The following is a 26,864-nucleotide window of genomic DNA, read 5'->3' on the forward strand; positions in this document are numbered from 1 at the left end:
TGAACCAGCTTTGAGGCCCGCCTGCCTCCTCGGAAAAGCAGCTAAGCTCCAACGCCATCGCCAGACACCGTTTCAGGGGGAACGAGGTTATGAGTGACATGCAGGGAGTGCTGGACAAGGACTGGCACAAGGACATCCGTTACCCGTTGGTCTATCGGGTAACGACCGGTCAGAAGATCGCTTGCGGGTTTTTGGGCTTGCTGTTCGGTGCCATGGGCATCGGCCTGTTTTATCTGGCGCAGAACGGACGCTCCGATGGCGCCTCCGGCGCCTTTCTCGGCTTCGTGGCCATGTGCCTTCTGGCTATTCCCGTCTACGCCCTCGCTTACGCCATGAACGCCCGGGTGACGCTGGAGGCGCGAGCCATCGAAGTCCGCGGTGCCTTTGGCACGCGGCGGTTGGAAACGGGGGACATCGTGGGCCGTCGCCTGGTCAGCGGGCGCAGCGTGGTCTATCCCGTAATCGTCCCGAAGCAAGGGCGCCCGCTCAGGCTTACCCGCGCGACGTTCGGCCTCGACGACCGCTTCAACGCCTGGTTCAGCGCCTTGCCTGACTTAGACGAGCAGGAGCGGGCGTCGACCCTGGCGATGGTCGAGCAGGACGCCACGCTGGGCAGCAACGCGCAGGAGCGCCTGTCGAAACTGGAAAAGGCGAAGCAGACCGCCAAGGTGCTCAACCTGCTGCCGATGGCCCTGCTGGCGTGGGGCTTCGTGTATCCCAGGCCGTATGCCGCGATGATCGCCTGTGCCGCACTGATGCCGTGGTTGGCGATCGGTCTCTCGTGGGCAAAGCCGAACCTGTTCCAACTCGATGGCAAGCAACGCGATGTGCGCCCGAACCTCGCCACTCTGTTGATCATGCCGCCGCTGGTGCTGGCGATGCGCGCGCTGTTCGACGTCCACGTCATCGACATCAAGCAGCTGTTGCTGTGGGGTTCGCTGTTGGGGATGCCGCTTTGCCTGGCGGTCGTGATGGCGCCGAAGGCGGCGTCGTCCACGACCCCAAAGCCGTGGGCGCTGCCTCTCGTCATGTTGCCCTTCATGGCGGCCTATGGGGTCGGCCTGCTGGCGCTCGTCGATACGATGTGGGACGACGCACCCGTCCAGGTGTTCCAGACTTCGATCACCGGCAAGCATGTGAGCCACGGCAGATCCACCACCTACGAGGTCTATCTGGCGCCGTGGGGTGACACCATCGACGACGACAGCGTCATGGTGTCACGCGCCTACTTCGACGCCGTGAACCAAGGCGACATGGTTTGCGTCCGCCTTCATCCCGGCAGGTTCGGCCTACGCTGGATGCAGTTGGGCAGTTGCCGCCAGTAGCCGCATGACGCCTGCCTTGCCTGGCGAAGATCAAGGCTTGGCGGGCTGGGCTTTGCCGGTTTCCAGATAGCTCTGCAAGCGCTGCAGCTGCGCCATCAGTACGCCGTCAATCGACGGGGCGAGCTTGTCCAGCCCGCTGCTGCCTGAGCCATTCACGCGGTACTCGAACTGCAGCGCAGTGCCATCGCCCGACGGCTTGAGTGCAAACGTCATCACCCCTTGCACCGCCATGCTTTGCAGCGGGCCCAGTGCCGTATCCAATCGCAGCAGTTTGCCCGGGTTTGCCCAGATCACGCGCCCGTGGGCCACGCTCTGCGTAGCCCAGCGTTCGCAGAAACAGCCACCCGCCACGGATTGCATGCTGAGGTTCGTGGCATCGCCGGAATAGGTGTGTTCGCCGTCCCACCAGCGGCCGATGTCGATCAGCGCGGCGTATACCTTGTTCGGCGACGCCTGGATCGTCCGCGCATTGACGATCAGCAGATGGTCCGCGCTGGATTCCTTGACCTCGGCGTGCGCGCTGATCGAGCAGGCGACGGACGCCACGACAAGCAGGGGCAGGGCACGCATGGTGTTCTCCCGCAACGAAGGCGGCAGGAGTATGCGCGGGGTGTTGGGTGCCCCATATAGGCTGGTTGGCGTAGAGGCTTTCGTCGGGCGGAGGTGCGGACGGTTGGTTACGGGCGGGGGAGTCCGGGTGGAGTCGGTCCGGCCGTACAGGCTGCTGGCGAAAACTTCACCAATGCAGTATATTGACATCAAGGTTTATACGGAGAGTACGCCATGGCTGCACATCTCCAGTCCGACGCCATCCCGGCGGCCGATCTGAGCGGCCCCGCCCTGCGCGGCTTCTTCAACCTCGCCGAACGCTGGAACCTGCGCATCGCCGACCAGCGCCGCCTGTTGGGCGATCCGCCGGAATCCACCTTCTACAAGTGGAAGCGTCTGCAGGAAGGCACGCTCGGCCGCGACACGCTCGAGCGCATCAGCTACCTGCTCGGCATCTGGAAAGACCTGCAGATCCTGTTCCCGGACCCCAAGCAGGCCGATGAATGGGTCCACCGCGCCAACCAGGCATCGCTGTTCGGCGGACAGTCGGCCTTGCAGCGCATGTTGTCGGGCAACGTGGCCGACCTGTATGTGGTTCGCCAGTATCTGGACGCCCAGCGCGGCTGGAACTGAAGACTGCGCGGCAGCCTCGCGTTGCGAAGGACGAGGCCCGCTGTGCGAGACGCATTCGCTCGCAGGGTGTCAGCCGAATCTCACGGGCAACCAGCGTGCGGCCCACGTCGCAGCTGGCGATACGGGTGCCCGCCATACTTCCACCTCTGGCAGACAGCGTGAGTAGCACTCGTCATGGCAGACATTCCACCACTCAAACGCGTTCGCTGGAGCCAGGCGTATCGCATCGTGCCCAGCCGCTTTCCGCCGGTGGGCGTGTTCGATCGCATCGCTGCACCGGGCGACCTGGAAGCGCTCTACGCGATCGAAGCGATGACCAATCCGCGCCTGCGCGACGAACTGGGCCAGTTGCCGCTCGTTCCGAGGGAGCGACGCATCAGCGGTCCCGGCAGTACGCCGGTGATGGCGGCGTTCACCCACCTCAATCCCGAAGGCAGTCGTTTCTCCGACGGCAGCTGGGGCGTGTTCTACGCGGGGCACAGCATTGCCACGGCGGTGGAGGAAACGGTGTATCACCGCGAGCGCTTTCTCGCCGCCACCGCGGAGCCACCCTGCGATATCGAAATGCGCTGTTATCGCACCAGCATCCAGGCCAGGCTGCACGACCTGCGTGGTGGCTGGAAAGCCGAGCACGATCCCGACCACTACGCCGCGGGCGTTGCTTTGGCGCGCCGCCTACGCAACGAAGGTTCGGACGGCCTCGTGTACGACAGCGTGCGCCATCGTGGCGGCGAATGCGTGGCTGTGTTCTACCCGGATCGCGTAGCACCCTGCGTGCAGGCACAGCACCTGATGTATCGCTGGGACGGCAAGCGCATCGCCCAGGTACTCACGGTGGATGAGTGGAAGCGCGGATGAACTCGTAACGGGTCGTCACAAAGAAAAAGGGCCTCCCATGACGGGAGGCCCACCCGGCATCCTTGCCGGAAGCCCTTTCCAAGGAAATCAGAAGCGGTAGCCGAGGCTCACGCCGTAGACGAGCGGATCGATCTTGGCGGTGCCGACCTTGGCGCCGTTGACGTGCACATCGCTCTCGATGTCGACCCAGCGCAGGTCGGCGGTGAAGAGCCACTTCGGCGAGAGCTTCACGTCGATGCCGGCGTGTGCGGCCACGCCCCAGCTGTTGTCGATGCTGACGCTGGCGCCCTTGAGTGCACCGGTGCCCTTGGTGTCGAAGAAGTTGGTGTAGTTCACGCCCACGCCCACGAACGGTGACACCTGGCTATCGGGAAGGAAGTGATAGTTGATGCCCAGGGTCGGCGGCAGTTGCTTGGTCTGCGCGACCTTGCCCACGCCAGACAGCTTCACGTCGTGCTGGAACGGCCAGGCCGCCAGCAGGTCCACGCCGAGGTTCGGCGTGATCATGTATTCGATGCTGCCGGTCGGACGCACGCTGGTGCTGGTGGTCGAACGGGCGCCGGCCAGGTTGCCGGTGTTGCTCTTGGGATCAACCGCGTGCGCACCGAAGCGCACGACCCAGTTGTCGTTGCTGTCGGCATGGGCGGCGGGAGCGGCAACGGCGCCGAGGACTGCGGCGATGACGAGGGGAAGCAGAACTTTCATGGGGCTCATCCGTGTGGGTATCGTTTCGAACGGGCCCATGCTCGTGAGAATTTCGTTGTGCGGTTTTGACTTGCATCAAGCGAAACTGGGGCATACGGACGCATGCCCTGCAGCACCTCGAAAAGAAAAAGCCCGCCATTCGGCGGGCTTTTCGTGTTGATGATGCGTTGAGTGCTTACGTATCGGCGTTGGTCGCCCAACCCTCGCGATTGCCGCGCGTGAACACGCGGTCGCTGTCCAGCACGTCGCCCGCAGCATGCGGGTTTTCTTCGCGCAGCTTGGCGTAGATCGGCGTGAAGTCGGGATGAGTGGCTTCGAACAACTGCTCGAAGCTGTCGATCACGAAATAGGTTTGCTGGTAGGTGTCGATGCGGTAGCGCGTGCTCATCACGCGTTCCAGGCCGAAGCCGATGCGATTCGGCGAGGGCGAGTCCAGCGAGTAGATCGACTCGCCCTTCGAGCTGACGATGCCCGCGCCATAGATGCGCATGCCGTCCTTGGTGTTGATCAGGCCGAACTCCACCGTGTACCAGTACAGGCGCGTGAGGTTCATCAGAGCTTCGGGGCCGATCGCGAAGGCCTTCATGCCGCCGCGGCCGTAGGCCTGCATGTAGTCGGCGAACACCGGGTTGAGCAGCAGCGGAACGTGGCCGAACAGGTCGTGGAACAGATCGGGCTCGCTGAGGTAGTCGAGCTGATCGGGCTTGCGGATCCACCAGCTCACCGGGAAACGGCGGTTGGCCAGGTGGTCGAAGAACACTTCATCGGGCAGCAGGCCTTCCACGGCGACCAGTTCCCAGCCGGTGGTCTCGCCCAACACCTTGTTGAGGTCGGCGAACTTCGGGATGCCGCCGTCACCCATGCCGAAACGCTCCACCCCATCCAGGAACTCCTGGCAGGCACGCCCCGGCAGTAGTTCGCGCTGGCGCTTGTAGAGGGTGTCCCACACCTCGTGGTCGGTCTCGGTGTAGTCCGCCCAGGGCTGTTCGACCACGCCGGTGGCGTACACCGGGACATAACCACGGTCGGTCTGGTGATGTTCGACGCGGCGGGGCGTGGTGCTCATGGCGGGCTCCTGGCAGCTGGGGCCGGGTAAGGGGAGGATGGCTCAGCATACGGCCGTTGCCGCGCACGAAGATTGTTTTATTGCTTCATGACCACGCATTTAAGCAATAATCTTGCGTCTTAGACTCGATATTCGGATATTCATTGCCATGCCCAACCTGGACCGTACCGACCTGCGCATTCTCGCGGTGCTGCAGAGCGATGGCCGCATCACCAATGCCGAACTGGCCGAGAAGGTCAGCCTGTCGCCGTCGGCCTGCCTGCGGCGCCTGCAGCGGCTGGAGTCCGACGGCATCCTCACCGGCTATACCGCCCAGGTGGATCCCCAGGCGGTGGGTCTTGGGCTGCAGGCCTTCGTGCGCGTGCAGCTGACCAAGCACGAAAGCGCCGCGGTGGAACGCTTCGTGGAGCTGGTCAATGGCTGGGACGAAGTCGTGGCGTGCTATGCGCTCACGGGTGACATGGACTACCTGCTGCACGTCTTCGTGGCGGACCTGCAGGATTTTTCGAGGTTCCTGCTCGACCGGTTGCTGAACGCCGCAGGCGTGGCTGACGTCAATTCCAGCTTCGTCCTGCGTACCGTGAAGCGATCGGCTGCTTTACCGCTGAATCCTGTGGAACGCTGAAGCATGGGCGCGGGGCACAGGATCGGCCCGACTAACGCTAAACTAACTGGACTGATGAGTACCCACACCGTTTCCGCCCCGGCCCGCCGAGACCTGATGCGACCCCTGCGTTACGCCTGGCGCGTACCGCTGCTGCTGCTGCACGTGGTGCTGGGCATCATGCTGTGTGGGTTCGTACTCACCTGGAAGCGCGATGCGGTCATGCAGAACGGTCGCGAGCCGTTCGCGCACCGCATGATCCGCTGGTGGTCCACGGCGCTGCTGCGCATCTTCGGCCTGCGCTCCGTGCGCGTGGGCAAGCCGTTGGCCGATCCGGTGCTGTTCGTGGCCAACCACACCTCGTGGATCGACATCGAGCTGCTGCACAGCCAGCGCGCGGCCTGCTTCGTGGCCAAGGCCGAGATCGCCAGCTGGCCGCTGGTGGGCTGGCTGGCCGCCTCTGGGGGCACCATCTTCCATCGCCGGGGCAGCAACCACTCGCTGGCGGCGGTGATGCAGGTGATGGTCGACCGCCTGCGCGGCGGTCGCTCGGTGGCGGTGTTCCCGGAAGGGGGTACCGGCCACAACGGCGTGCTGCGCGTGTTCCATGCGCGCATCTTCCAGGCCGCGCTGGATGCCGAAGTGCCGGTGCAGCCGGTTGCGCTGCGCTTTGCGCGCGACGGGCGCCGCGTGGTCGATGCCGGATTCCGCGAGCACGAAAACTTCATGCAGAACTTCCTGCGCCTGCTCGGCGAAGCGCCGCTGGATGCGGAAGTGCATTTCCTCGAACCCGTGCCGGCCACGCCCGATGCGCGACGTCGCATGGCGGAGCTGTCGCGCGAACGCATTGCCATGGCGCTGGAAGACCAGCCGAATCGCGACAGCCGCGCATGAATCTCCCCAGGGGAAAGGATTTCCTGCCGCCGTGGCCGCTACGCAGTGGCCACATCCAGACCATGCTGTCCTCCAGCGGCGTGCGGCGCGTGCTGTTGCCCAAGGCGGCCCAGGCGGTCATGGATGGCGCCGAGCAGGTGACCGTGAATGGCGGCGATGGCGTACGCCTGACCGGGGCGTACACCGCGCAGAAGCAGCGGGCGCAACCGCGTGGCCTGGCGGTGCTGTTCCACGGCTGGGAAGGCAGCGTCGATTCCACCTATGTGCTGCAGACCGGCAGCCGCCTGCTTGCGGACGGCTGGGACATTTTCCGCCTGAATTTCCGCGACCATGGCGACAGCCATCATCTCAACGAGGCGCTGTTCCATTCGTGCCGCATCGATGAGGTGGTGCATGCCCTGATCGACATATCACAGCGCTATCCGAACCGGCCGATGGCGCTGGCGGGCTTCTCGCTGGGCGGCAATTTCGCGCTGCGCGCCGCGTTGCAGGCGCCGGCAGCGGGCCTGCCGCTGAGCTACGCGCTGGCGGTGTGCCCGATCATCGATCCCAGCGAAGGCCTGTTCTCGCTGGAAGCATCCGCGCCCTGGTTCTACCAGGCGTACTTCATGCACAAGTGGCGACGTTCGCTGCAGGCCAAGCAGGCGGCGTTTCCACAGCGCGAATACTTCGAGCTGTCCGAGCTCAAGCAGAACCTGCGGGGCCTCACCGCGTCGTTGGTGGCACGCCATACGGATTTCGGCTCGCTGGAAGCCTACCTGGACGGTTACTCGGTCGCGGGTCGCGCCCTGGCCGACTTGCACGTGCCGGCCACCATCCTCACCGCGCGTGACGATCCCGTCATTCCGGTGGATGCGTTCGAGAAACTGGAACTGCCGGCCAACGTGGAACTGGATATCTCCACCTTCGGTGGGCATTGTGGCTTCATCCGCGGCTGGGACATGACCAGCTTCACGGACGAGTACATCGCCACGCGATTCAACGCGATCGTGCCGTAACCGCCGATCGGCTCATGTGGCGCCATCGCGGTATCGCAGCTAGCGTGCCGTGGCAGGACGGACATTCCATGAAGGAGGATCGAGCATGACCCTGCGCGCTACCGGCACCTTCGAAGTGAAGGTGACACCGCAATCCCCCGTGGATGGCGTAGGCGATCCCAGCGTGGGCCGCATGGCGCTCGAAAAGCAGTTCAAGGGCGACCTTGCGGGTACCGGCCGGGGCCAGATGCTTGCCGTGGGCACGGCCATCGATGGCTCGGCCGGCTATGTGGCGATGGAGCGCGTGCACGGCGTGCTGCATGGCCGCGAAGGCAGCTTTGCACTGCAACACAACGGCGTCATGAACCGCGGGACGCCGCAGCTGGCGATCACGATCGTGCCGGACTCCGGCACGGAAGGGCTGAGCGGCATCGCCGGCGCACTGACCATCCGCATCGCCGATGGCTTGCATCACTACGAACTGGCCTATTCCCTGCCTGACATACCGTAGGCAAGTGATTGCGCGCAGGCTCTTTTCTGCGCGCGCGAGCACCGATGCATGCCGCAGCGGGCGGGGCTACATCCAAGCGTGACCCCATGCGGCCGTGGAAGGCGGGCGGCGCTCGCGCTACGCTTCGGGCTTTCCACCACCCGGCAGGCTAGACCCATGCGTCGCTGGATGTTCGCACTGTTTGGCCTGCTGGCCGTCCACACGGCCGGCGCCGCGCCGCAACTGGACAAGCTCACGCTGGCCAAGGGTTTCCATATCGCCGTGTACGCCGACGACGTGTCGAATGCGCGCGAATTGGCACTGGGCGCGAAGGGCACGGTTTTCGTCGGCTCGAACAGCGCCGGCAAGGTCTATGCGCTGACCGACAGCCAGGGCACCGGCCACGCCGACAAGGTGCGCGTGATCGCCAGCGGGCTGCAGCTGCCGGTGGGCGTGGCGTTCCGCAATGGTGATCTCTACATCTCCGCCGTCAGCAAGATCTATGTGCTGCGCGACATCGAGAATCACCTGGACGATCCGCCGAAGCCGGAAGTCATCTACGACAAGTTCCCGACCGAGACGCACCACGGCTGGAAGTTCATCGCCTTCGGTCCCGACGGCAAGCTCTACGTGCCGATCGGCGCGCCGTGCAACATCTGTGACAAGGGCAAGGACTACGCCAAGCTCACGCGCATGAACCCGGATGGCAGCGGCCTGGAAGACGTGGCCTACGGCATCCGCAACACCGTCGGCTTCGACTGGCAGCCGGGCACGAAGCAGCTGTGGTTCACCGACAACGGGCGCGACCTGATGGGCGACGACATGCCCAGCGACGAGCTCAACCGTCTGTCGCACGTCGGCGAGCACTTCGGATATCCCTATTGCCACCAGGGCGACACCCTCGATCCGGAGTTCGGCAAGGGCAAGAACTGCAAGGACTACACGCCGCCCGTGCTGAAGCTTGGCGCGCACGTTGCCTCGCTGGGCATGCGCTTCTATGAAGGCAAGCAGTTTCCCGCCAGCTACAAGGGCGCGATCATCATTGCCGAACACGGTTCGTGGAATCGCACCAAGAAATCCGGCTATCGCGTGATGACGGTGCGCCTCAATGGCGACAAGGTGGCGTCCTACGAACCGCTGATCGAAGGCTTCCAGCAGAACGAGACGGCCTGGGGCCGTCCGGCCGACGTGCAGCCGCTGCCCGACGGCAGCCTGCTGGTGAGTGACGATCTCGCCGGCGCGGTCTATCGCGTGACCTACCAGCCCTGATGCAAGGCCGCGCCCCACGGGACGCGGCATGTGACCTTACGAAACATCTGCAGGAGAACCACCGTGCAACTGCGCAGCGACAATTTCACTCATGGGCAACCGATCCCGCCGGCCAACGCGTTCTGCCGGATCGGGCAGCCGGTGGCGCTCTCGGACAACCTGAGCCCGCACCTGGCATGGAAGGAAGCGCCGCTCGCCACGCGTTCGTTCGTGCTCACCTGCATCGACTTCGACGTGCCCAGCAAGCCCGATGACGTGAACAAGGAGGGCCGCACCGTGCCGGCCGACCTTCCGCGCGTGGAGTTCGTGCACTGGCTGATGGCCAATATCCCGGTGGAGTGCGGCGAGCTGGCCGAAGGCGCGTGCAGCGACGGCATCGTCGCGCGCGGCAAGCGCGCGCCCTACGGCCCACCCGGCAGCGTGCAGGGCATCAATGACTACACCGGCTGGTTCGCCGGTGACGCGGACATGAAGGGCGAATACCTGGGCTATGACGGCCCGTGCCCGCCATGGAACGATTCACTGGTGCACCACTATCACTTCCGCCTGTACGCGCTGGATGTGGAGCACCTGAAGCTCGCCGACGGCTTCACCGTGGCGGAGCTGAGGGCCGCGATGGACGGCCACGTGCTGGCCGAAACGGAGCTGATGGGCACGTATACACTCAATCCCGCACTGGCCTGAACAGCGTGAACGGGAACCAACGCGGCCGAAGCTGTCGTTGATTTTCACGCTCACAAGGCATGCGCTGTGGGTGAATGACCGCGGGGCGAAGTATTGCCCCTGTCTAGAGGAAAGCACCATGCTGCATTACGCCCTGGTATTTCTGGTCATTGCCATCATCGCCGCCTTGTTCGGCTTCACGGGTATTGCCGGCACGGCCGCCGGCATTGCGAAGATCCTGTTCATCATCTTCCTGATCCTTGCCGTGATTGCCTTCTTTCGCCGCGCCAGCTGATCGACGGCGTATCGGGGCTCGCCGGCCCCGATACGCTCGATGCCAGTCTGGTGACATTGCATTACCGCCTCACCGGAGAACGTCATGAACAAGCAGGTCCAGGCGCACGAGGAAAGCGGCGGCACCGCCGCCGAACGCATTGAAGATCGTGCCGAGCGCATCAAGCAGGCCACCTCCAGTGCGGTATCGAGCACCAAGGAAGCGGTGGAGCGCGCTGCTGACCATGTTGAGGAAAGCTTGCATCGCGCGACGGACAAGGCCGCCGGCGCCGCTACGCGTGCCAGCGACAAGGCCGACGAATACCGCCAGCGCGGGCGCGATGCGTATGACGACGCGGTCGACCGCGCCGATGAGTGGCTGGACCGGGCGCGCGAGTATGTGCGTGAGAAGCCTGTACAGTCCGTGGCCATCGCGCTTGGCGCCGGTTGGCTGCTTGGTCGCATACTTCGTCGCTGATAGCGGCGAGGGCGAGGGATGAGTCAGACCGATAGCGGCAGTGCACCTGCGGCACCCGAGGAAACACCGGCGCCGCCACCGCCGCCCGGTCTGCTGGATGATCTGGGGCGGCTTGGCCGCGCCCTCCACACTTTGTTCGGGGCCCAGCTGAGACTGCTGGCGGCAGAACTTGGCCTGGCGCGCAGCGCCGTCCACTGGCTGCTGGCCGCCGCGCTGGTCGCTACCGTGGCGGCCGTCGGCCTGGGCATCACCCTGCTGGGGTTGGCCGGCTGGCTGCTGGCCCAATGGTTCGGTTCATGGACCTGGGCACTGGTCGCGCTGGCGTTCCTGGAGCTGGCTTTCCTGTCCGGCGCCATCGTGTTGTTCCGGCGCTGCATGCACTGGATGTCCCTGCCCGCGACGCGAGGCGAATGGAATGCGATGATGCATGAGGTCCTGCATCGTCCCGATTCGCAGGGTGAGTCCCGCCCGGAGGATGCGCCATGAGCCTCTTCAAGCAGCTGCAGGCCGTACGTAACGCGCAAGCACGTTCGCAGCAGGCACGCCACGAGCTGGCCGTGCCGGCGCAGGCCCTGCTGTCGCGCGGGCGACGCTACCCGCTGACCACGGTCGGCATGGCCGCCGGTGCGGGCTTTGTGCTGGGAGAGCTCAACGTGCATCCGCTGCGCGTGCCTGGCCTGGGCGCCCTGCTCAGCGGCACCGCCGCCGAACTGGTCGGGCAAGCGACGCGGCTGCTGGCCGAGTTTGCGCAGGACAACTTCGACTTCTCATGAACGCGCATCCGTCCTCCGGCACGCCCGCCACTTCCGGTGACGCGGCGCGCATAGAAGCATCCCCGCCACACGAGCCGCGCCTCATGGCGCATCGGTTGATGCGCGCGCGCAGCGCACGCCGCCACCTGCGCGGCATCCGCATCACACTGAACCTGTTGCTGGTGCTGGCGCTGGCTTACACCGTCACGATCACCAAGGCTTTGCTGATCCCACTGGTGCTGGCGGCCTTCATCGGCCTCGCGCTCAATCCCATCGTAGCGAGCGGCGCCCGCCTCGGACTGCCGCGCTGGCTGTGCGCAAGCGTGTTGATGATCGGCCTGATCGCCGGCATCGGCTCGGGGTTGAGCATGCTCACGCAGCCCGCACTGGGCTGGTTCCATGAGGCACCGGCGGCGATCCGCAGCTTCGTGCCCAAGATGAAGGCCTTCATGCAGCCGCTGGAAGCTGCCAGCCGCGCTACGCAGAGCCTGGTGGCGGTGCAGGGGTCGCGTGCGCCGGCACCCAACCAGGCCTCGCTCGCCATCAATGCGTGGGACGTGGTCGCCACCACGCCCAAGGTGCTCGCGGCCGTGCTGACGGTGGTGCTGCTGGTGTTCTTCTTCCTCGTCTACGGCGACCACCTGTTGCGCCGCCTGGTGGAGGCAGCACCCAGCTTCAGCTACAAGCGGCATGCGGTATCGGTCGTGCGCAGCATCCAGACCGAGGTGTCGCGCTACATCCTCACCACGTTCCTGATCAACCTCATGCTGGGTACGATCACCGCAGGCATGCTGTGGCTCTATCACATGCCCGATCCGCTGCTGTGGGGTGCGGTGGCCATGCTGGCCAACTTCATTCCCTACGTGGGCGCGATCACCACCACCACGGTGCTCGCGCTGGTCGGCCTGATCAACTTCAATGATGCGGGTTCCGCCCTGCTGCCGGCACTGACCTTCGCGGGTATCACCGCTTTCGAAGGCAACCTCATCACGCCGATGATCCAGGGGCGCCGCATGCGCCTGAGCCCGATCGCCATCCTGCTGTGGCTGCTGATCTGGGGCTGGTTGTGGGGCATTCCCGGCGCGTTGCTGGCGGTGCCGATGCTTACCAGCGCCAAGCTCGTGGCCGAGCGCGTGCGTGGGTGGCGCTGGTTCGCGCTGATGGTGCAGCGCTGATGACCGCGTTGGTGGTACGCGACATTACCGCCGACGATTTCGAGGTATGGAAACCGCTGTGGGATGGCTACAACGCCTTCTATGGACGCAGCGGGGAGACCGCCTTGCCCGAGGCCATCACGCTTTCCACCTGGGCGCGCTTCTTCGATCCGGGTGAACCGGTGCATGCGCTGGTGGCGGAACGTGATGGTCAATTGCTAGGCCTCACGCACTACCTGTACCACCGCAGCACCACCAGCATCGGAAACAGCTGTTACCTGCAGGATCTGTACACGGTGCAAGCCGCACGCGGGATGGGCGTGGGGCGTGCGTTGATCGAGGCCGTGTACGAACGCGCACGACTGGCCGGCGCCTCGCGCGTGTACTGGCAGACCCACGAGAGCAACGCAACCGCGATGCAGCTGTACGACAAGGTGGCCGAGAAGTCGGGATTTGTGGTGTACCGCAAGCCGTTGTAGCGTCGAACCGACGTCGTTCCAAGGCAGGTCATTCGATGCGAGTCGCAGCGTTGCGATCGGATTGCAGGTAACCCAGGGGGTAGCTGCAGGGCGTATCGCACCCATGGGCCGCCGACTGTCAGGCATACGCGCGCGTGCACCAGGCAACAACAGGTCGGTTCATTACCCCACAAGGCACGACTTCCTTGATGGCAAACCGATCTAGGCGCGCGCTGTCAGGCGTCGCGAGCAGCGGCCCGACCTAGTCCATCTCCAGCCTCATTCAAGCAAGACAAGCAACGGGGACAGCCACCGGCCGAGAGGCTCCTCACGCTGGACGGGCTGCTGTGCAAGGAAACAGTCGCTTATTGGTCAAAACGGCGTATGCGAACTCAGATCTACCGCCCAATGGGTGGTGGCGTAGCCGAGTCAGTCGTCAGTCTTGTGCAAGTGATCAGTCGTATTGTCTTCGACTCGGCCGAATGAACAGCGCTTTTCGCATTCGAACGCCAGCAAGGCAGCCGCTGCACCCAGGACGCCGTCGATGGTTGCGCCATTGTCACCGGCTGGTTAAGTGGACCGCCGATGATGGATGGAGATTGCAACAACCATGGAGCTGGGCGACGAGATGAAACGGCGTGACTTCATCAAGATGATGGGCGGCCTGACCGCCGCAACTGCGGGATTCGCGGCACTACCGTCTACTCTCCGCCATGCACTTACCATTGGCGCCAACGTTCGAACCGGCACCATCGAAGATGTCCAGCATGTCGTGATCCTCATGCAGGAAAATCGGTCCTTCGACCACTACTTTGGTGCGTTGAGGGGCGTGCGTGGCTTCAAAGACCGATTTCCCATTCCAACGAGCCGTGGCAGACCGGTATGGCATCAGTGGAACGGTGAGAAGGAGGTATTGCCGTTCAGACTGGACGGGAGCGTCATGAACGCGGCATTGGTCGCGTCGATGCCGCATACGTTTCCCGACGCACAAGCCGCTTGGGAACAAGGCCGCCTGAGCGCATGGCCGAAATTCAAGACGGACGCTTCAATGGGTTACTACACACGGATGGAGGCTCCATTCCAGTACGCCCTGGCGGATGCATTCACGCTCTGCGACGCCTATCACTGTTCGCTGCAGGCGGCGACAGGACCAAATCGCATCATGTTCTGGTCAGGTACCAATAGCGACCCTGACTTGCGTCGTAATGGACTCAACAGCGATGACCGTTCGGCCGAGGTGATAAACCTACGCACCAGCGTTTCCGGGAGCATGCCCATGCCTGGTTACGCGTACAACGGACCTCCTTTGCCTTGGCGGAGTATTCCAGAGCTTCTCGAAGAGGCGGGTGTGAGCTGGAAGGTCTATCAGGATCCAAACGACAATTGGAGCGGCCTGATGCACGGCGGACTGGCATTTCGTGCTTTTCGCGACGCGAAACCAGGTTCTCCCTACTACGACAGGGGCATGACGAATTACTCCGTCGACGACCTGAAGAAGGATGTATCCGCGGACACACTACCCTCTGTGTCGTGGATTCTGCCGTCGCCGCTCAAGTCTGAACATCCGGGCGCACCGTCAAGCGCAGCGCAGGGCGGCAACTTCGTCGAACAGGTGCTGCAGGCACTCACCTCGAATCCTGAGGTTTGGAGTAAGACTGCGCTCTTTCTAGCATTCGACGAGAACGATGGTTTCTTTGACCATGTGCCGCCTCCGGCTGTTCCGTCATACGACGCCAATGGTGTGCTGGCTGGCAAATCGACGATCGACGTCAATGGCATGTACTTCTCCGGAGGCGAAGGCAGATATCTGTTGCCGGAGGACAAGGACTATCGCGAACTTCGACCCTGGGGCATGGGTCCGCGGGTCCCCCTGTACGTGATTTCACCTTGGAGCCGTGGTGGCTGGGTCAACTCCCAGGTGTTTGATCACACCTCGGTTGGCATGTTCCTGGAGAAGCGTTTCGGTATCCGGATTGATGCGATCAGCCCCTGGCACCGGGCGGTCAGCGGCGACTTGACCTCTGCGTTCGACTTCCTCACGCCAAACGACTCTGAACGCATCGCGCTACCTAACATGAAGGACTATGCGGACATCGAAAGTCGCTCGAAAAAGTTACCCATGGCCGTTGCGCCAAAGACGCCCCAACCGCTTTACCAGGAGCCGGGTACCCGCAAATCACACGCATTGCCCTATGCCTTGCACGTAAGCGCGCGGACCGCCGAAGACCGCCTAGTGCTGAAGTTTGGCAATACCGGCTCACAGGGCGCAGTGTTTCATGTCTACGATCGACGTCATCTCGATCGCCTGCCCAGGCGCTACACGGTTACCGCCGGTGCGTCTCTCGAAGACGATTACTGGCAGCCAACCGCTGAAGACGAAGGACGATTCGAACTGGATATTCATGGACCGAACGGCTTCTTCCGCTCATTCCATGGCAACCTGAGAGCCGCAAAGCGCCGTGACCTGGACATGGAGGTGGCTTATGACGAGGTCAATGAGCGACTCCTCTTATGCGTACGCAACGGCAGCGCAGAAAAGCTTGTGGTCAAGGTGGTTCCCAATGCTTACATGGACGGTGGAGAGTGGCAGCTCTTGGTCGAGTCCAGAGACGAACAGCGGCTGCAATGGGCCGTAGGTCAACATGGGAACTGGTATGACTTCACCGCGCGGGTTGAAGGATTTGAATACCGATTCGCCGGTCGGATGGAGACGGGCCAGGCGTCGATCAGTGACCCTGCAGCGGCAGGGTAAGGAGGCTGCGTGTCTCGCGATTGGGGGCGAGCCGTACCTCAACAGCACCGTCGCGATGCAGCTTTACGACAAGATGGCCGAGAAGTCGGGATTTGTGGTGTACCGCAAGGCGTTGTAGCGTCGGGCCGACGTCGTTCCAAGGCAGGTCATTCGATGCGAGTCGCGCCACTCATGTTGGTACGAACGAAAGCCTGGGTCGCGAGCTTCGCGATGCTCCTGATGCTTCTTGTGGGTTTGATGCCTATGACCGTGGCATCGGCAGGCGATGCATCGCGACTCTGCGCTCCCTCATCCGACCCTGGCAGGGCGGAAACCCGGCGAACAACCTTGGCCGGCGTTCCCGCGATCGTTCGCATACCCGCACATGTGAGCAGGCCGCCCATTCTTCTCTGGCATGGCTTCGGACCACCGGCGAGCGAGGCGGCCATGATGGAGGCGTTGCCGCTCGATGATGTGCCCGCGGTGAAGGTGTATCTCGGTCTACCCTTGTTCGGAGAGCGGGCTCCCGCCGGCGGCATGAAGGAACTCGCACGCCGCCAGGCGGAGGACGTAGGACTAGAGGTCTTCAAACCGGTCGTCGTCGGTGCGGGCGATGAATTGTCCGGCGTTGCACGGGCCCTGCAGCAGCAGGGTTGCCTGCGGCGAGGTGAAGCCGTCGGGCTGGTGGGTTTCTCGGCCGGCGGTGCGGCTACGCTTTACGCCCTGGCACAACGCAAGTGGCCCGTCGACTCGGCCGTGCTTATCAATGCATCCACCGGACTGACCGCATCGGTGCAGGCCTTTGAGCAGGCAACCGGCAAGAAGTACGCGTGGTCGCCTGCGTCGCGTGAGCTGGCACAGGAAACCGATGCCGCAAACCACGTGATGGAGATCGCCAGAGGCACGCCACCACCGGCGCTGCTCTTCCTGCGGGGCGCCGATGATTCCGTCATCGATGCACACGCGGCGGACGATCTCGAAGAGCGCCTGAAACCCCTGTATCGGGATCACGCGAAACGACTGCAGTTCACGCAGCTCCAGGGCATGTCGCATCAATGGGCCGCTGACCCGCAGTCGCTCGCCGACGTGCGCAAGGCGGTGGCAGAGTGGTTCACCGCTCGCTAGCGAGCGATGAACGAGCATCAGGCCAACGCCTGGGGCTGGAACGTCGCGATCAGTGATCGATACCGTGTGCCTTCAAGATGTCGCTGATATCGAACAGCCAGAGGTTACGTGAGCCGTTGAGCGGTGATTCCAGCCGGCGCTGGAGCGAAGCCGCGTCGTCGTGCATCTTGGGAAACTGCATCTCGACCTGCCGATTGCTGGAGACATACAGCTCGCCGAAATGGCGCCCCACCGATGGCGCGTTCTCCAGCGAGGGACTGTTGACCTCGCCGGGCAGATGGATGGGCTTGCCCCAGTGGCCATCCTTTTCGCGGAAAGCGATGTAGATGTCCGCGCTACCCAACGAGTCGCCTTCGTTGCCGGCGTAAACCAGGAAGCGCTGTTGCGGATCCACGCCCGGATCCATGCGGTTGTGCTCGATGTCGCCCAGGTCCACGCGCTCCGGCGGGGCGTAGCCGCTCGGCGTGCGGTGTGCCACATAGATCTGGTACGCCTTGCCCGAATCGCCGCGATGGGCGGAGAAGTAGACGTCGCCGTTGGCTGCCACCGACGGGTTGTAGATCATGGCGCCGTCGTTGTGTGCGCCCTCGACGTGCACGGGCTGGCCCCAATGGCCATCCGGCTGCTGTTCGACGTACCAGAGATGCGTGCCGGCGAAGTGTTGACCGTTCATTTCCGCTGTCACCGGCGCATCGCCCGGATGCGGCGGCCGGTTGGAGACGAAGTACAGGCGCTTGCCATCGGGAGACAGCGCAGGTTCCGAGTCATGCCACCGGCCGGAGAACGACACTACCTCGGGTGCCGACCAATGTCCGTCGCGGCGATGGGACACAAGGATGGTGTCGTCCTTCTCAGCGAAATCCGAGCGCATGAAGTACAGCGTGTTGCCGTCCGGGCTCAACGCGGCAGATGTTTCCTGCAGACCCGTGGAAATGACGCTCGGGCCGACAAGCTCTCCGGCGCTGGCACTGGGGACGTGCGTGGCCATGAAGACCGATAGGGCGAGGGCGAATGGCTTGAACTGCATGTGGCGCTCCTTTTCCTGCAGAGGGATGAAATCTGCGGAAAGCATCGAGCAGGCGGGCAGGTGGTGCAGCCACTATGTGACTGGCGGTCGGGCGTGGGTGACGAGCGGTCGGGTGCAGCGTGCGAACGGCCCGACGGTCAGGCCATGCCGAGCACGCCGCGCGCCTGCGCGCGGAAGCGCCGGCTGAGGTTGAGCCGCGTACCATCCTGCAGCACCACTTCGGCGTTGCCCTGGAACAGCGGGTGCACCTCGCGGATGCGTTCCACGTTGACCACGATGCCGCGATGGATGCGCAGGAAGCGCGTCGGGTCGAGCGTGCCGAGCAGATGGCGCAGCGATTCGCGATGCAGGTAGGAGGCAGCACCGACGCGGATATGCACATAGTTGCCATCCGCGCGGAACCAGTCGATGTCGGCCACCGGAATGACACGGATATGCTCGCCCTGCTGCACGCTCAGCCGCTGCAGATAGGGGTTGGCCACCGGGGCCGGTGCGGCGACCCGGGGCACAGCCTGAAGCCCGCGCCAATGCTGCCTTACCCGAACCATGGCCTGGTCGAAGCGCTCCTGGTCGATGGGCTTGAGCACGTAGTCCAGTGCATTGGCGTCGAACGCGCGCAAGGCGTGCTGGCCGAACGCGGTGGCGAACACGACCATCGGCAAGGTGTCGGGTTTCAGGCTATGCAGCAGCTTGAAGCCGTCCATGCCCGGCATGCGGATATCGAGGAATAGCAGGTCCGGCTCCAGCGCGCGTATCGCCTGCTGGGCTTCGATGGCGTTGCCGCACTCGCCCACGATCTCCACGTCCGCATGCGAGGCCAGTGCCTGCCTGATCGCAAGTCGCGCCAGCACTTCATCGTCGATCAGCAGCGTGCGGATCGCCGGCGCGTTCATGCCACGCACTCGCGATAGGGGAAGCGCATTTCCACGCGTGTCCCACCGTGAGCTCGCGATTGCAGTTCCAGCGTGGCTTCGCTGCCGAACAGCATGTCCAGTCGCGTACGCGTATTGCCAAGGCCGAGGCCGTCGCGCGGACCGTCGGGTGGCAAGCCGATGCCATCGTCGTCGACACGCAGCAGCAGCGAATCGCCGTCGCGACGGGTGACGATGTGCAGCGTGCCGCGCTCGGTCTTGTCGAGCAGGCCGTGGCGCAGCGCATTTTCCACCAGCGGCTGCAGGATCATGTTCGGCACCAGCGCGCGCACCGTATCGGTGGCGACGTCCAGGTGCGTGGTGAGGCGATCCTGGAAGCGCACCTGCTGGATGCCGAGGTAGCACTGCAGGAACTCCATCTCGCGCGATAGCGGCACCTGCTGCGCGTGGCGCTCTTCCAGGGTGAGCCGCAGGAAGTCACTGAGTCGCGCGATCATCTGTCGCGCCTGCACGGGATCGGCGAGCGCCAGGGCCGAGATGGCGTTGAGCGTGTTGAACAGGAAGTGCGGCTGCAGCTGCACGCGCAACGTCTGCAGCTGCGATTGCACCAGTTGCGTCTCCAGCTGCGAGCTGCGCAGGCGCTCGTCGCGCAGGCGGCGCTGCGAGTCGATCGCGCGCAGCACCACCAGCAGCACGCCGTAGGTCACCCAGGCCAGGTGGAAGTTGTAGGCGAACTGCATGCGCATGAATGCGCCGAGGGTGAGCTGCGGCTGGGATGTCGGAGGCCCGCACAGCCACCAGTAGATCGATTGCATCACCAGCACCTGCACCGTCGCCAGCAGTGCGCTTGCCGGCAGGTGGATGGCGAAGAAGCGGCCCCAACCATGGTTGGCGGTGCGTCGGCCCAGCGATGCCACCACGGGCGTCAGCAGCATCCACAGGTAGAAGTTGGTGAAGTTCCATGCCAGCGGGCGATACCAGATCACCGGCATGCCCTCGCTGATCGAGGAAAGGATGGCGCTGACGGTGTAAGACGTGGCCAGCAGCGTCCAGAACGCCAGGACCAGTCCCTGGGTCTTCAAGCGTGGCACGGTCATCAACTTGGACACGTGGAGCCTCCCCGGCGCCGGCCGCAGCAGCGAACCGCTGCAGTGTGGGGTGGCGGCCAGCGCGACGACAGTGCCTGAAGGCGTGCCTGCGGGGTCATCCGACCGTGCAGTGCGACGGCGTAGCGGGCTCGGCCTGGCCATGTGCCTCGAGCCACGGGGTGAGCGAGATGCGCCAGATGTGATCGTCAGTATTGGCGCCGTTCGCGTCCTGACCAGGCAGGCGGCGGTCGCTGGAGTAATACAGCGTGCGATGGTCGCATCCCAGCTGCGAGCCCATGTTGTGCGTGCCGCCATTCACCACGTCGCCCAGGTCTTGTGGCGTGGTCCAGTTCTGCGCGGTGTGAAATGCGATGGCCAGGCGATAGGGTTGCTCGGGGTCCACCTTGATGCTGAAGACCATGAAGGAGCGGTCCGGTGCGATGGCGACGTCGCGGATCTTCGCGTTCTTGTCGCCGACCGCCACCACGTAGGGTTTCTGGTAGCTACCTTTCTCGTAAGTGGTGCGTAGAGGGCGCACGACGCCATCCGGCGCGCAGCCGATGTAATAGATGCTGCCATCCTGCGCGATGCTGGGCGCGAACGTGCTGTTGCATGTGTTCACCACGTCAGGAAGACGCATGGGCTCGTCCCAGCCGTCTTCCTTGCGGTCCACGCGCCACAGATTCATGCCCTGGCCCTTGAACACCTTGCCGTTGCGCACCGCGTCGATGGGCTGCCCGTCCTTGGTGGCCGGGCGGTTGGAAGAGAACACGAGGAAGGAACCGTCAGGCGCCATGCTCGGGTCGCCGTCGCGCCAGTGGCCGGAGAAGGCAGCCACGACGGGTGCCGACCATTGCCCGTTCACGCGGTGAGAGGCCATCACGGAAGCGCCCTGATCACTGCCGCGCATGAAGTACACGGTGTTGCCGTCCGGCGTGAATGCGGGCGACACCGCGTCGGCGTGATCGCCCGGGGCGAATAGCGCCGGGGCGTCGGACGAGGTGGGCAGGGACGTGATCAGTGGCGAAACCAGAACCAGCACGACGCAGATCATTTGTTGCCACATGGTGTTGTCTCCTGGCGATCCGCGGCAAAAGCGGGCAGCGCATCAAGCTAGGACACCAGCCAACGCCAGTCGCCGCTTCTGTGACGAGCGGTGCGCTGGCGTCCATGAGCGGCATGCCAGCGTGGGCCAGCGGCGTCAGGCGTACGCGACACGTAGCGCCTGTATTCGCAGGTGGCTCACCAGTCGATGCGCTGACGATCGCGGAAGAAGCCGCCATGAACGGCCGGCCGCGTGGGCAACATCGCGGCCCATACGATGCCAGCGGCACCTTCGGTTACCGGACGCCCACCGTGACCGCCCATATCCGTGGCAACCCAGCCGGGGCATACCGCGTTCACCAGGATGCCGCTGCCGGCCAGTTCCGTGGCAAGCATGCGCGTATGGCTGTTGAGTGCGGACTTGGAGACCCGATAGGCAGGGCAGGCGCTACCTTCGCTTTCGATGGCGCCGCAGCCGCTGGAGACGTTGACGATGCGACCGTAACCGTGGCGCTGCATCAGCGGCAGCATGGCCTCAGTGAGTTGCCAGGCGCCGATCAGGTTGGTCTCCAGTGCCTGTCGCACGAGATCCAGGTTCACAGACGACGGGTCATCGTCGATGTCGAAATATGCACCGGCGTTGTTGATCAGGATGTCGAGCCGGCCGTATTCGCCATCGATGCGCGCGCCGAGCTCGCGGACATCCTCTACTGAGGTCACATCGAGCTTCACCGGAATAACCGTGCCGCCTTCACGCCGCAGTTGTCGCGCGGCCTTCTCGCCGAGCAACGGCTTCCGTGCGCCCATCAGCACGGTGACACCTTGCGCCGCGAGCTGCCGCGACACCTCGTAGCCAAGGCCACGGTTGGCGCCGCTTACCAGCGCAATGCGCTGCGACGGCTCCGGTTCGGCCGCCCCCATGCGGCGACGCGGCCTCCCCGGAAACGCCACCGCGTTCATGGCGTCGCGGCCAGTTGGTCGCAGCGCTCGCTGCCACAGGCCTGCCAGCCACCGCCCAGCGCCTTGTACACCGACACGGCGCGCAGGTTGATCGACGCCTGTGCATCGGCCAGCGAATCTTCCGCCGCAAGCTGGGTGCGTTCGGCATCCAGCAGCTGCAGGAAGTCGGCGGCGCCTTCGTTGTAGCGTATGCGCGCGAGGTCGGCGGCATGACGGCTCTGCGTCACCTGTTCTTCCAGCTTCAGCACGCGCTCGCGCTGCAGGTTGTAGCCGACGATGGCGTTGTCCACGTCTTCCAGTGCTTGCAGCACGGTGCGCTGGTAGTTGGCGAGTGCCGCGTCGTTGCGTGCCTCGCTGGCGTTCACGTTGGAACGCACGCGCTGCACGTTGAGGCCCGACCAGGTGATGCTGGGCGCGATGGACCATGCCCGCGACGCCGCACCGCCGAAGTCGTTGCTGCGACCGGACAGGAAGCCAAGGAAGCCGCCCAGCGAGATATGCGGGTAGTAGTCCGCCTTGGCCACGCCGATACGCGCATTGCTGGCGGCGAGCTCACGCTCGGCCACGCGCACGTCCGGGCGACGCTGCAGCACGTCGCCGGCGTTGCCGATGGCGAGCGCGACGTCGATGGGCCTGAAGGTCTTGGGCGACAGGTCGACGTCGAGTTCACCTGGGCGTTCGCCCAGCAGCACGGCGAGGCGCGCGCTGTCGTTCTGCGCCAGCGTTTGTAGCGTCGGCAGCTGGGCCTCCACCGCCGCAAGTCGGGCGCTGGCGCTGGCCACGTCCTGCTCCGAGCCGGTACCGGCATCGAGGCGGGCGCGGATCAGCTTCAGCGACTCGCGCTGGTTCTCGATGTCGCGGTTGGCCACGTCGATGCGCAGCTGTGCGCCACGCAGGTCGAAGTAATAGCGCGCGACTTCGGCGAACAGAGTCACCTGCGCATCCTGCAGCGAGGCTTCGCTGGCGCCCGCATCCGCACGCGCCGCCTCCACCGAGCGGCGTACGCCGCCGAACAGGTCGATCTCCCAGCTGGCATCGAAACCGGCCTGGTAGCTGGTCACGGTGGTGCGCTGGTCGGTGAAGCCGGGCTGCTGCCCACGGCTGCGCGAATAGTTGGCGACCGTTTCGACGTCCGGGATCTGCTGCGATTTCGCCACGCCCAACAACGCACGTGATTCACGCAGATGGGCATAGGCGATCTTCAGGTCCGGTGCGTTGGCGGCGGCGCGCTGGATCAATGCATCGAGCGTGGGATCGTTGAACTGCTTCCACCAGTCGGCCTGGAAGTTCGCGGTCGATTCCTGCGTGGCGTTGATGCCTTGCACGACCGCAGGCTTCTCTTGCGGTGCGTGGTAGTCGGGGCCGACGCTGACGCAGCCGGAGAGCATGATGGCGGCGGCGATGGCGGTGGCTTTCTTGGCCATGCCATGGCGGGAGCGGGGTTGGCATGCGGCGCAGGATGCATCGGCGGCGGCAGCGTCCATGAAGCCAACGCCGGATGAAAGCGAGTCGCTAGATTGGCCCCGCACCCCGACCCTCTCCCCGGAGGGGAGAGGGAGGAGGGTGGCGGCGAGGTTCTTGAAGAAAGACATATCAATGCTCCTCTAGGAGGTTGCCGGCCTGCGCGAGGCGCGCGGCCTTGCGGGCGCGGCGGCGTTCGCTCATGCGTTCGCCCCAGCCGCGCACCAGCACGTAGAACAGCGGGGTAAAGATCAGGCCGAAGAAAGTGACGCCCAGCATGCCGGCGAATACCGCCACGCCCATCGCGTGGCGCATCTCCGCGCCAGCGCCGTGCGAGGTCACCAGCGGCACCACGCCCATGATGAAAGCGAACGACGTCATCAGGATCGGGCGCAGTCGCAGGCGGGCGGCTTCCAGCACCGCCTGCACGCGGTCCATGCCTTCCAGGATCTGCGCTTCGCGGGCGAACTCCACGATGAGGATCGCGTTCTTGCACGCCAGGCCCACCAGAACGATCAGGCCGATCTGGGTGAAGATGTTGTTGTCGCCACCGGACATCCACACGCCCGAGATGGCGGACAGCAGCACCATCGGCACGATCAGGATTACCGCGAGCGGCAGCAGCAGGCTTTCATACAGCGAGGCCAGCACCAGGAACACCAGCAGCACGCACAACGGGAACACCAGTACCGCGGTATTGCCGGCGAGGATCTGCTGATAGGTCAGCTCGGTCCACTCGAACGTCATGCCATTGGGCAGGTTGTCCTTGGCAAGCTTCTCGATCGCCGCCTGGGCCTGGCCACTGCTGAAGCCCGGAGCCGGACCACCGTTGATCTCGGCCGTCGGATAGCCGTTGTAGTGCTGCACGCGATCCGGGCCGACGGTCTGCGTCACGGTGAGGAACGAACCCAGCGGGATCATTTCACCGGATGCGCTGCGCGTCTTGAGGCCCAGGATGTCCTTCGGCTCGTGACGGAAGCCCGGCTCGGCGGACACGTTCACCTGGTAGGTGCGACCGAAGCGGTTGAAGTCGTTCACGTAGAGCGAGCCGAGGTAGGCCTGCATGGTCTGGTACACATCGGCCAGATCCACGCCTTCGGCCTTCGCCTTCTCGCGGTCCACGTCCGCATCGATCTGCGGCACGCTCACCTGGTAGCTGGAGAACAGGCCTGCCAGCGTCGGCACCTTGGTGCTTGCCCCGATCAGGTTCTGCGTCTGCTTGTACAACTCCTCGAAGCCGGCGTCGGAACGATCCTCCACCTGCAGGCGGAAACCACCGATCGTGCCCAGGCCATTCACCGGCGGCGGCGGGAAGATCGCGATGTACGCATCCTGGATCGCCGCGTATTTCTGCTGCAGCGCCGCTGTGATCGCACCCGCCGACAGCGACGCATCACGACGTTCCTCGAACGGCTTGAGCGTCACGAACACGATGCCGGAGTTGGTGCTGTTGGTGAAGCCGTTGATGGACAGGCCCGGGAAGGCGACGGCGCTTTCCACGCCCGGCTGCTTGAGCGCGATATCGCTCATGCGGCGAATCACGTCTTCCGAGCGATCCAGCGAGGCGGCATCCGGCAACTGCGCGAACGACACCAGGTACTGCTTGTCCTGCGGCGGCACGAAGCCGGTCGGTACATGGGCGAAGCCGAACAGTCCCAGTAGCACCAGTCCGCCGTAGATGACCAGCGCGATGGAACCCGAACGGAGGATGCGCTTCACGCCACCCACGTAACGGTTCGCACTGCTCACGAACAGGCGGTTGAACGGACGGAACAGCCAGCCGAAGCCGCGGTCGATCCAGATACTGAGCTTGTCCTTCGGTGCGTCGCGGTCCTTCAGCAGCAGGGCAGCGAGTGCGGGGCTCAGGGTCAGCGAGTTGAATGCCGAGATCACCGTGGAGATGGCGATGGTCAGTGCGAACTGGCGATAGAACTGGCCCGTAAGACCGCTGATGAACGCCGCCGGTACGAACACCGCACACAGCACCAGAGCCGTAGCCACGATCGGCCCGGTCACTTCGGTCATCGCCTTGCGTGTCGCTTCCTTCGGCGACAGGCCGTGCTCGATATGACGCTCGACGTTCTCCACCACCACGATGGCGTCGTCCACCACGATGCCGATAGCGAGCACCAGGCCGAACAGCGACAGCGCGTTGAGCGAGAAGCCCGCCATCAGCATCACGGCGAACGTGCCGATCAGGGATACCGGCACCGCCACCAGTGGGATGATCGATGCACGCCAGGTCTGCAGGAACAGGATGACCACCAGCACCACGAGGGCGATCGCTTCGAACAGCGTATGCACCACCGCTTCGATCGAGCCGCGCACGAACACGGTCGGGTCGTAGACGATCTGGTAGTCCACGCCCTGCGGGAAGTCCTTCTTCAGGTCCGCCATCATGGCGCGGACTTCGTCGGAGATCTGGATGGCGTTGGAACCCGGGCGCTGGAAGATCGGCAGCGCCACGGCCGGCTGGTTGTTGAGCAGGCTGCGCAGGGCGTAGCTATTGGAACCGAGCTCCACGCGGGCCACGTCACGCAGGTGCGTGAACGAACCGTCGGCATCCTTGCGCACGATGATGTTGAGGAAGTCTTCCTCGGTGATCAGACGGCCCTGCGTGTTGATGTTGAGCTGGAACGCCGAGTTGGTCGGCCCCGGGGGCGCATTCAGCGCACCGGCCGCCACCGTGATGTTCTGCTCCTGGATCGCGTGCACCACGTCACCCGTGGTGAGCTGACGCGACGCAAGGCGCTGTGGATCAAGCCACACACGCATGCTGTATTCGCCGGCACCGAAGATCTGCACGTCACCCACGCCATCGAGGCGGGCGAGCTGATCCTTGATGTGCAGGCGCGCATAGTTCGACAGGTACAACATGTCGTAGCGCTGATCGGGCGAGATCAGGTGCACCACCATGGTGAGGTCGGGCGAGCTCTTCTGCGTGGTGACGCCTAGGCGCTGCACTTCTTCAGGCAGGCGCGGCAACGCCTGCGACACGCGGTTCTGCACCTGTACCTGCGCGTTGTCCAGGTCGGTGCCCAGCGCGAAGGTGACGGTGAGCGTCATCGCGCCGTCGCTGGTGGACTGCGAGCTGGTGTAGAGCATGCCTTCCACGCCGTTGATCTGTTCTTCCAGCGGCGTTGCGACGGTTTCGGCGATCACCTTGGGGTTGGCGCCGGGATAGGAAGCGCGCACCACCACGGTCGGCGGCACCACTTCGGGGTATTCGCTGATCGGCAGCTTGAACAGCGCGATGCTGCCCGCGATGACGATCAGTACGGAGAGGACACCGGCCAGAATCGGCCTGTCCACGAAGTATTGAGCGATCTTCATTGCATTCGTCCTGGTTGCTCTAGGCACCATTCCCGCGCGAAGCGGGGACTTGGGGAGGCGTGTTCGCGTTATGCG

27 protein-coding genes are annotated in these 26,864 nt (G+C 64.4%); 17 read left to right on the forward strand and 10 right to left on the reverse strand.

Translation table 11 applies throughout. From position 1 onward, the window contains the following. Positions 1–89: 89 nt before the first annotated feature. The gene (locus EPB08_RS19740) at positions 90–1,325 is read left to right on the forward strand and encodes a PH domain-containing protein (protein WP_130620839.1); all 1,236 of its coding nucleotides are present in this window, start codon (positions 90–92) and stop codon (positions 1,323–1,325) included. Between the two features lie 30 nt (positions 1,326–1,355). Here EPB08_RS19740 and EPB08_RS19745 read toward each other — a convergent pair whose 3' ends face one another. After that, positions 1,356–1,895 (reverse strand): SRPBCC family protein, encoded by a 540-nt coding sequence (locus EPB08_RS19745; protein WP_130620840.1) that lies wholly within the window; start codon positions 1,893–1,895, stop codon positions 1,356–1,358. A 213-nt stretch (positions 1,896–2,108) separates the two neighbouring features. On the opposite strand from EPB08_RS19745, the gene EPB08_RS19750 reads away from it, so the two are divergent. Both EPB08_RS19750 and EPB08_RS19755 read left to right on the forward strand, forming a co-directional pair. Continuing rightward, positions 2,109–2,507 (forward strand): MbcA/ParS/Xre antitoxin family protein, encoded by a 399-nt coding sequence (locus EPB08_RS19750; RefSeq protein ID WP_130620841.1) that lies wholly within the window; start codon positions 2,109–2,111, stop codon positions 2,505–2,507. A gap of 174 nt (positions 2,508–2,681) precedes the next feature. After that, positions 2,682–3,365, forward strand: a complete 684-nt coding sequence (locus EPB08_RS19755) for an RES family NAD+ phosphorylase (protein ID WP_130620842.1) — start codon at positions 2,682–2,684, stop codon at positions 3,363–3,365. Positions 3,366–3,452: 87 nt separating this feature from the next. Here the strand turns inward: EPB08_RS19755 and EPB08_RS19760 are convergent, their stop codons facing one another. Together EPB08_RS19760 and phhA are read right to left on the reverse strand one after the other, a co-directional pair. After that, positions 3,453–4,070 (reverse strand): OmpW/AlkL family protein, encoded by a 618-nt coding sequence (locus EPB08_RS19760; protein ID WP_130620843.1) that lies wholly within the window; start codon positions 4,068–4,070, stop codon positions 3,453–3,455. Positions 4,071–4,245: 175 nt separating this feature from the next. After that, entirely contained in the window at positions 4,246–5,136 is an 891-nt protein-coding gene (gene phhA, locus EPB08_RS19765; RefSeq protein WP_130620844.1) for a phenylalanine 4-monooxygenase, read from the reverse strand. A gap of 148 nt (positions 5,137–5,284) precedes the next feature. Here phhA and EPB08_RS19770 point away from each other — a divergent pair, with 148 nt between their 5' ends. The 14 genes from EPB08_RS19770 to EPB08_RS19835 all read left to right on the forward strand — a co-directional run bounded on the left by EPB08_RS19770 (position 5,285) and on the right by EPB08_RS19835 (position 17,004). Then, entirely contained in the window at positions 5,285–5,761 is a 477-nt protein-coding gene (locus tag EPB08_RS19770) for an Lrp/AsnC family transcriptional regulator (protein ID WP_130620845.1), read from the forward strand. 96 nt (positions 5,762–5,857) lie between these two features. Next, a complete protein-coding gene (locus EPB08_RS19775; protein WP_425598268.1) occupies positions 5,858–6,634 on the forward strand; it encodes a lysophospholipid acyltransferase family protein in 777 nt (258 codons plus the stop codon). Then, positions 6,631–7,632 carry a YheT family hydrolase gene (locus tag EPB08_RS19780; RefSeq protein WP_130620847.1) on the forward strand — a complete coding sequence of 334 codons (1,002 nt, stop codon included), beginning with the start codon at positions 6,631–6,633 and terminating at the stop codon, positions 7,630–7,632. Before EPB08_RS19775 ends, EPB08_RS19780 begins: the two co-directional genes overlap by 4 nt. A gap of 85 nt (positions 7,633–7,717) precedes the next feature. Beyond that, a complete protein-coding gene (locus tag EPB08_RS19785; protein WP_130620848.1) occupies positions 7,718–8,122 on the forward strand; it encodes a DUF3224 domain-containing protein in 405 nt (134 codons plus the stop codon). 156 nt (positions 8,123–8,278) lie between these two features. Beyond that, positions 8,279–9,370 carry a PQQ-dependent sugar dehydrogenase gene (locus tag EPB08_RS19790; protein ID WP_130620849.1) on the forward strand — a complete coding sequence of 364 codons (1,092 nt, stop codon included), beginning with the start codon at positions 8,279–8,281 and terminating at the stop codon, positions 9,368–9,370. A gap of 63 nt (positions 9,371–9,433) precedes the next feature. Next, on the forward strand, positions 9,434–10,054 hold the full coding sequence (locus EPB08_RS19795; RefSeq protein ID WP_130620850.1) for a YbhB/YbcL family Raf kinase inhibitor-like protein: 621 nt from the start codon (positions 9,434–9,436) through the stop codon (positions 10,052–10,054). A gap of 118 nt (positions 10,055–10,172) precedes the next feature. After that, a complete protein-coding gene (locus EPB08_RS19800; RefSeq protein WP_114240942.1) occupies positions 10,173–10,328 on the forward strand; it encodes a DUF1328 domain-containing protein in 156 nt (51 codons plus the stop codon). Positions 10,329–10,412: 84 nt separating this feature from the next. Continuing rightward, positions 10,413–10,784: an ElaB/YgaM/YqjD family protein gene (locus EPB08_RS19805; protein WP_130620851.1), complete on the forward strand. Its 372-nt coding sequence runs from the start codon at positions 10,413–10,415 to the stop codon at positions 10,782–10,784. Positions 10,785–10,802: 18 nt separating this feature from the next. After that, positions 10,803–11,270, forward strand: coding sequence for an ABC transporter ATP-binding protein (locus tag EPB08_RS19810; protein WP_130620852.1), 468 nt, complete (start codon positions 10,803–10,805; stop codon positions 11,268–11,270). Then, positions 11,267–11,557, forward strand: coding sequence for a hypothetical protein (locus tag EPB08_RS19815; protein ID WP_130620853.1), 291 nt, complete (start codon positions 11,267–11,269; stop codon positions 11,555–11,557). Before EPB08_RS19810 ends, EPB08_RS19815 begins: the two co-directional genes overlap by 4 nt. Positions 11,558–11,640: 83 nt before the next feature. Beyond that, on the forward strand, positions 11,641–12,711 hold the full coding sequence (locus EPB08_RS19820) for an AI-2E family transporter (protein ID WP_205746415.1): 1,071 nt from the start codon (positions 11,641–11,643) through the stop codon (positions 12,709–12,711). Next, the gene (locus EPB08_RS19825) at positions 12,711–13,169 is read left to right on the forward strand and encodes a GNAT family N-acetyltransferase (RefSeq protein WP_130620855.1); all 459 of its coding nucleotides are present in this window, start codon (positions 12,711–12,713) and stop codon (positions 13,167–13,169) included. The genes EPB08_RS19820 and EPB08_RS19825 overlap by 1 nt, the downstream gene beginning before the upstream one ends. 589 nt (positions 13,170–13,758) lie before the next feature. Continuing rightward, the gene (locus tag EPB08_RS19830) at positions 13,759–15,900 is read left to right on the forward strand and encodes a phosphocholine-specific phospholipase C (RefSeq protein ID WP_205746416.1); all 2,142 of its coding nucleotides are present in this window, start codon (positions 13,759–13,761) and stop codon (positions 15,898–15,900) included. A gap of 426 nt (positions 15,901–16,326) precedes the next feature. Then, positions 16,327–17,004: an alpha/beta hydrolase family protein gene (locus EPB08_RS19835; RefSeq protein WP_165418552.1), complete on the forward strand. Its 678-nt coding sequence runs from the start codon at positions 16,327–16,329 to the stop codon at positions 17,002–17,004. Between the two features lie 49 nt (positions 17,005–17,053). Here the strand turns inward: EPB08_RS19835 and EPB08_RS19840 are convergent, their stop codons facing one another. The 7 genes from EPB08_RS19840 to EPB08_RS19870 all read right to left on the reverse strand — a co-directional run bounded on the left by EPB08_RS19840 (position 17,054) and on the right by EPB08_RS19870 (position 26,789). Continuing rightward, positions 17,054–18,031, reverse strand: coding sequence for a TolB family protein (locus tag EPB08_RS19840; protein ID WP_130620857.1), 978 nt, complete (start codon positions 18,029–18,031; stop codon positions 17,054–17,056). 137 nt (positions 18,032–18,168) lie between these two features. After that, positions 18,169–18,924 carry a LytR/AlgR family response regulator transcription factor gene (locus EPB08_RS19845; protein ID WP_130620858.1) on the reverse strand — a complete coding sequence of 252 codons (756 nt, stop codon included), beginning with the start codon at positions 18,922–18,924 and terminating at the stop codon, positions 18,169–18,171. Then, the gene (locus tag EPB08_RS19850; RefSeq protein WP_229238428.1) at positions 18,921–20,012 is read right to left on the reverse strand and encodes a sensor histidine kinase; all 1,092 of its coding nucleotides are present in this window, start codon (positions 20,010–20,012) and stop codon (positions 18,921–18,923) included. Before EPB08_RS19850 ends, EPB08_RS19845 begins: the two co-directional genes overlap by 4 nt. A gap of 94 nt (positions 20,013–20,106) precedes the next feature. Continuing rightward, positions 20,107–21,057: a TolB-like translocation protein gene (locus EPB08_RS19855; protein ID WP_130620859.1), complete on the reverse strand. Its 951-nt coding sequence runs from the start codon at positions 21,055–21,057 to the stop codon at positions 20,107–20,109. A gap of 176 nt (positions 21,058–21,233) precedes the next feature. Beyond that, positions 21,234–21,956 carry an SDR family oxidoreductase gene (locus EPB08_RS19860; protein WP_130620860.1) on the reverse strand — a complete coding sequence of 241 codons (723 nt, stop codon included), beginning with the start codon at positions 21,954–21,956 and terminating at the stop codon, positions 21,234–21,236. A 35-nt stretch (positions 21,957–21,991) separates the two neighbouring features. Next, on the reverse strand, positions 21,992–23,419 hold the full coding sequence (locus EPB08_RS19865; RefSeq protein WP_229238429.1) for an efflux transporter outer membrane subunit: 1,428 nt from the start codon (positions 23,417–23,419) through the stop codon (positions 21,992–21,994). Positions 23,420–23,588: 169 nt separating this feature from the next. Then, the gene (locus tag EPB08_RS19870; RefSeq protein ID WP_130620862.1) at positions 23,589–26,789 is read right to left on the reverse strand and encodes a multidrug efflux RND transporter permease subunit; all 3,201 of its coding nucleotides are present in this window, start codon (positions 26,787–26,789) and stop codon (positions 23,589–23,591) included. Positions 26,790–26,864: the final 75 nt, after the last annotated feature.

The sequence above is a fragment of the Dyella amyloliquefaciens genome (genome assembly GCF_004296575.1).
Classification (GTDB): Bacteria; Pseudomonadota; Gammaproteobacteria; order Xanthomonadales; family Rhodanobacteraceae; genus Dyella; species Dyella amyloliquefaciens.

Coding starts and splice junctions, on each gene's coding strand:
- EPB08_RS19740 (WP_130620839.1), top strand. CDS start 90: ATGAGTGACATGCAGGGAGTGCTGGACAAGGACTGGCACAAGGACATC.
- EPB08_RS19745 (WP_130620840.1), bottom strand. CDS start 1,895: ATGCGTGCCCTGCCCCTGCTTGTCGTGGCGTCCGTCGCCTGCTCGATC.
- EPB08_RS19750 (WP_130620841.1), top strand. CDS start 2,109: ATGGCTGCACATCTCCAGTCCGACGCCATCCCGGCGGCCGATCTGAGC.
- EPB08_RS19755 (WP_130620842.1), top strand. CDS start 2,682: ATGGCAGACATTCCACCACTCAAACGCGTTCGCTGGAGCCAGGCGTAT.
- EPB08_RS19760 (WP_130620843.1), bottom strand. CDS start 4,070: ATGAAAGTTCTGCTTCCCCTCGTCATCGCCGCAGTCCTCGGCGCCGTT.
- phhA (WP_130620844.1), bottom strand. CDS start 5,136: ATGAGCACCACGCCCCGCCGCGTCGAACATCACCAGACCGACCGTGGT.
- EPB08_RS19770 (WP_130620845.1), top strand. CDS start 5,285: ATGCCCAACCTGGACCGTACCGACCTGCGCATTCTCGCGGTGCTGCAG.
- EPB08_RS19775 (WP_425598268.1), top strand. CDS start 5,858: ATGCGACCCCTGCGTTACGCCTGGCGCGTACCGCTGCTGCTGCTGCAC.
- EPB08_RS19780 (WP_130620847.1), top strand. CDS start 6,631: ATGAATCTCCCCAGGGGAAAGGATTTCCTGCCGCCGTGGCCGCTACGC.
- EPB08_RS19785 (WP_130620848.1), top strand. CDS start 7,718: ATGACCCTGCGCGCTACCGGCACCTTCGAAGTGAAGGTGACACCGCAA.
- EPB08_RS19790 (WP_130620849.1), top strand. CDS start 8,279: ATGCGTCGCTGGATGTTCGCACTGTTTGGCCTGCTGGCCGTCCACACG.
- EPB08_RS19800 (WP_114240942.1), top strand. CDS start 10,173: ATGCTGCATTACGCCCTGGTATTTCTGGTCATTGCCATCATCGCCGCC.
- EPB08_RS19805 (WP_130620851.1), top strand. CDS start 10,413: ATGAACAAGCAGGTCCAGGCGCACGAGGAAAGCGGCGGCACCGCCGCC.
- EPB08_RS19810 (WP_130620852.1), top strand. CDS start 10,803: ATGAGTCAGACCGATAGCGGCAGTGCACCTGCGGCACCCGAGGAAACA.
- EPB08_RS19815 (WP_130620853.1), top strand. CDS start 11,267: ATGAGCCTCTTCAAGCAGCTGCAGGCCGTACGTAACGCGCAAGCACGT.
- EPB08_RS19820 (WP_205746415.1), top strand. CDS start 11,641: ATGGCGCATCGGTTGATGCGCGCGCGCAGCGCACGCCGCCACCTGCGC.
- EPB08_RS19825 (WP_130620855.1), top strand. CDS start 12,711: ATGACCGCGTTGGTGGTACGCGACATTACCGCCGACGATTTCGAGGTA.
- EPB08_RS19830 (WP_205746416.1), top strand. CDS start 13,759: ATGGAGCTGGGCGACGAGATGAAACGGCGTGACTTCATCAAGATGATG.
- EPB08_RS19835 (WP_165418552.1), top strand. CDS start 16,327: ATGATGGAGGCGTTGCCGCTCGATGATGTGCCCGCGGTGAAGGTGTAT.
- EPB08_RS19840 (WP_130620857.1), bottom strand. CDS start 18,031: ATGCAGTTCAAGCCATTCGCCCTCGCCCTATCGGTCTTCATGGCCACG.
- EPB08_RS19845 (WP_130620858.1), bottom strand. CDS start 18,924: ATGAACGCGCCGGCGATCCGCACGCTGCTGATCGACGATGAAGTGCTG.
- EPB08_RS19855 (WP_130620859.1), bottom strand. CDS start 21,057: ATGTGGCAACAAATGATCTGCGTCGTGCTGGTTCTGGTTTCGCCACTG.
- EPB08_RS19860 (WP_130620860.1), bottom strand. CDS start 21,956: ATGGGGGCGGCCGAACCGGAGCCGTCGCAGCGCATTGCGCTGGTAAGC.
- EPB08_RS19865 (WP_229238429.1), bottom strand. CDS start 23,419: ATGGCCAAGAAAGCCACCGCCATCGCCGCCGCCATCATGCTCTCCGGC.
- EPB08_RS19870 (WP_130620862.1), bottom strand. CDS start 26,789: ATGAAGATCGCTCAATACTTCGTGGACAGGCCGATTCTGGCCGGTGTC.